4 protein-coding genes are annotated in these 3,067 nt (G+C 66.0%); 1 reads left to right on the top strand and 3 read right to left on the bottom strand.

What is annotated here, in order from left to right; all coding sequences use genetic code 11:
* Positions 1-235 (top strand): amino acid--tRNA ligase-related protein (locus tag AC1DU6_RS25250; protein ID WP_477860434.1); only part of this gene is annotated, 235 nt, incomplete at its 5' end.
* A gap of 251 nt (positions 236-486) precedes the next feature.
* On the opposite strand, the gene AC1DU6_RS25245 is transcribed toward AC1DU6_RS25250, so the two are convergent.
* The 3 genes from AC1DU6_RS25245 to AC1DU6_RS25235 all read right to left on the bottom strand — a co-directional run bounded on the left by AC1DU6_RS25245 (position 487) and on the right by AC1DU6_RS25235 (position 2,923).
* A complete protein-coding gene (locus AC1DU6_RS25245; protein WP_056204416.1) occupies positions 487-858 on the bottom strand; it encodes a DUF4148 domain-containing protein in 372 nt (123 codons plus the stop codon).
* 185 nt (positions 859-1,043) lie between these two features.
* On the bottom strand, positions 1,044-1,832 hold the full coding sequence (locus tag AC1DU6_RS25240; RefSeq protein ID WP_056204419.1) for an enoyl-CoA hydratase: 789 nt from the start codon (positions 1,830-1,832) through the stop codon (positions 1,044-1,046).
* Entirely contained in the window at positions 1,829-2,923 is a 1,095-nt protein-coding gene (locus tag AC1DU6_RS25235) for a DUF3108 domain-containing protein (RefSeq protein WP_457325581.1), read from the bottom strand. Before AC1DU6_RS25235 ends, AC1DU6_RS25240 begins: the two co-directional genes overlap by 4 nt.
* Between the last annotated feature and the right edge of the window lie 144 nt (positions 2,924-3,067).

Here is a 3,067-nt window from a genome sequence, read left to right as displayed (position 1 = left end):
GAACGACGCCGAGGACCAGGCCGCGCGCTTCCACGCCCAGGTCGCCAACAAGGATGCCGGCGACGAAGAGGCGATGTTCTTCGACGCCGACTTCATCCGCGCGCTGGAATACGGCATGCCTCCGACCGGCGGCTGCGGCATCGGCATCGACCGGCTGATGATGTTGATCACGGACTCGCCGTCAATCCGCGATGTGATCCTGTTCCCGGCGCTGCGCCGGGAAGGCGGAAACTAGGCTGCCGAGGCGGGCGCTTTGCCCGCGATGCATTCGCTGTCGATGAGCTGCGACAGCTGCGCGAAGGCGTCATGCGGCATTTGTTGCGGGGTCTGGTCAAGGGGACTTTGAAGCAGGCGCAAAGCAAAAAGGGAACGTTTTCAACACGTTCCCTTTTTATCTCCAGTCAGTGCCTTGATGCCCTAACTGTCTGGCATTGCCCTCTCGGGTCGCCTTTCGTCGGTTTGAAACCGCTTTGTTTCAGCGTTCGCTCAACGGCTGGCCAGGGCGGAGGCACGGCGCACGACAGGAGCCGGGAAATCACCCAGTTCGCGGGCGGCGTTTTCACCATGGTCGGCTGCCTGGGCGGCGGCGATCTTCTCGTCGGCGCGCACTTCGCTCGGCTTGACGGTCAGCACGGCCTGGCGGGGAAGCTTGACAGTGGCAACCGCGGCAGCCTTGGCCGCGCCCGGGGTCGTCACTTCGATGCCCTTTTCGCCCTGGATGGCGGCCAGTTCGCCGCTGTTACGGGCCGCAACCAGATCGGCAACGACTTGCTCGCGGGTCAACGGGGTGGTTTGGGCGGAGGCGGCGCCTGCGGCGATCAACAGGGTGGCGGCGATGAGGGTGGACAGCTTGCTCATGACGGGCTCCTTCAGTGTCTGGCAGGAACTTCCTGCTTTCTAGGTCACTCGGACATCGCGACCGCGGTGTCCATGGGCCGAACTGTAGGGAGCTGATCTCAGTAGAAATACTAGGCTGGCGGGAACTGACTATTCATTCAACGCAAACAGTCATCCCTAGTTCGTCATCGTTTCGCCACAAGCCATCAACGGTGCTCGAAGTTCGGCGCTCGCTTGGCCAGGAAGGCTTCCATGCCCTCGTGCTGATCATGGCTGCCGAACAGCGCATGAAAGTAGCGGCGCTCCACGGCCACGCCGTCGGTGAGCGGCGCCTGATAGGCGAGGTTGACGAGTTCCTTGATCAGCATGACCGAGGGGCCGCTGAAGCCATTGATGGTTTCAGCGGCGGCCAGGGCTTCTTCGAGCAGCTTGTCAGCCGGCACGACGCGCGACACCAGGCCTGCGCTCTCGGCTTCTGCGGCGCCCATCATGCGGGCGGTCAACAGCATGTCCATGGCCTTGCTCTTGCCCACCGCGCGCGGCAGGCGCTGGGTGCCGCCCGCGCCGGGGACGATGCCAAGCTTGATCTCGGGTTGGCCGAACTTGGCTGTGTCGGCCGCGATGATGAAGTCGCACATCATCGCCAGCTCACAGCCGCCGCCGAGCGCAAAGCCGCCTACCGCAGCGATGACGGGTTTGCGCACCTGCAGGATGGTCTCCCAGTTCTTGGAGATCAAACCGCTCTTGAAAGCCGTGGCGAAGGTGTGGGGCAGCATGGTCGGAATGTCGGCGCCGGCCGCGAAGGCGCGCTCCGATCCGGTCAGCACGATGCAGCCGATGCCGTCATCGGCGTCAAAGGCGAGCAGGGCGGCGCCCATTTCGTCCATCAGCTGGTCGTTCAGCGCGTTCAGCGCCTTGGGGCGGTTCAGCGTGATCAGTCCGGTCTTGCGCGGGCCGTCGCCATGGACGGCGGTGAGGATGCATTCGTAGGTCATTGGCTGAGTTTCCTGGGCGTGTCGTTGATTGATTCTGGCGCGGCTTGCAGCGGCGCGCTCTTGAGCATGAGATCGATATAGGTGTCGGCGTCCTGTCGGATGACCAGGCGCACGGGCAGGTATTGCAGGCCAGGTGCCAGCCAGACTTCAGCGGCCAGGTCGCCACCGGCGGGCGCACGGGTGGGCCTGAGATGCCAGCTGGCCAGCGGGCCCATCGGCGTATCCAGCGTCTCTTCGCCCACCACTTCGTATTGCCAGATGTATTGACGGCGAGCCAGCACCAGCGGGAACTGCACGGTGCGCCCAGCCTGGAGCAGCTCGCGGCCGGTCAAAAAGAGCCAGGTCAACTGGACGAACTGGCTGGCCGAATCCTGCGCGCCCCGCGAGGCCGGCTCGCGCGAACCGGTGGCGAGTTGGACCTCATTGCCCAGGAAGAACACGCTGGCGCGCCGGCTGTCACTGAGAATGACCTTGGTCTCCTCGTCGTAGCGTTGCGGCGCGATGCCCTCGGGCGTCAACTGGCCCTGGCTGCTCATGCGTCGTGTGATCAGCGGCGCGAAGCCGGGGCCGACGCCGACGTCGAGGTGGACTTGGTAGTCCCGCCCCTTGCGCAGCCATTCGACCTGGGCCTGGCCGCTGATTGGTCCCCGGTAGTTGCCGGTCAGCACATAGCTGAGCCGCGTTGACAGCGGCCATTCAGGACCGGGCTCCCCGTCCACCGGCGGCGCCGACGCGGCCTGGGCAACGGAGGCGGGTTGTTCAGGCGCTGACGCTACGGACGCGACGGGCTCGGGGAACGGCGGTTCCGATGCGGCGACGGGCTCAGGTGCGGAGGCCGCCGGACCTGGCAGTTGGACGTTCGCTGACGGCGCCTTGGCGCGCGGCTGAGGTGGCGAAGGCGGCCGCACGCGCAAAGCAGGCGGCTCATGCAACTGCATCTCGCGCACCAGGGCGATCTGCATGCGCGCCGGCATGGGCGGCGGGCCTTCGCTGATCCAGCCCTCGTGGATGCGCTGCACCTCGTGGCCGAGCAGCAGATGCAGTGCCAACACGGCCAGCACCAGCAGGCCCGGCGGCCGCGGTGTCTTCATGCTGCCTCAGGCGCCGAGCCAGTGGCGGCGCGCAGCGTGCGACCCGTCGGCCAGCGTCAAGGCAACAGCAGAGGACTGCGGCGCGGGGAGCTCGACATTGAGCTCGATCAAGCGCTGGTCGCGGCTGACGAGCAGGCGCAGCTG

Source organism: Roseateles sp. P5_B10, from assembly GCF_056400485.1.
This window is presented reverse-complemented; position numbering and strand designations above follow the sequence as displayed.

What these genes read in the sequence shown, in the direction of transcription:
- AC1DU6_RS25245 (WP_056204416.1), bottom strand. Translation starts at nt 858, where the DNA reads ATGAGCAAGCTGTCCACCCTCATCGCCGCCACCCTGTTGATCGCCGCA.
- AC1DU6_RS25240 (WP_056204419.1), bottom strand. Translation starts at nt 1,832, where the DNA reads ATGACCTACGAATGCATCCTCACCGCCGTCCATGGCGACGGCCCGCGC.
- AC1DU6_RS25235 (WP_457325581.1), bottom strand. Translation starts at nt 2,923, where the DNA reads ATGAAGACACCGCGGCCGCCGGGCCTGCTGGTGCTGGCCGTGTTGGCA.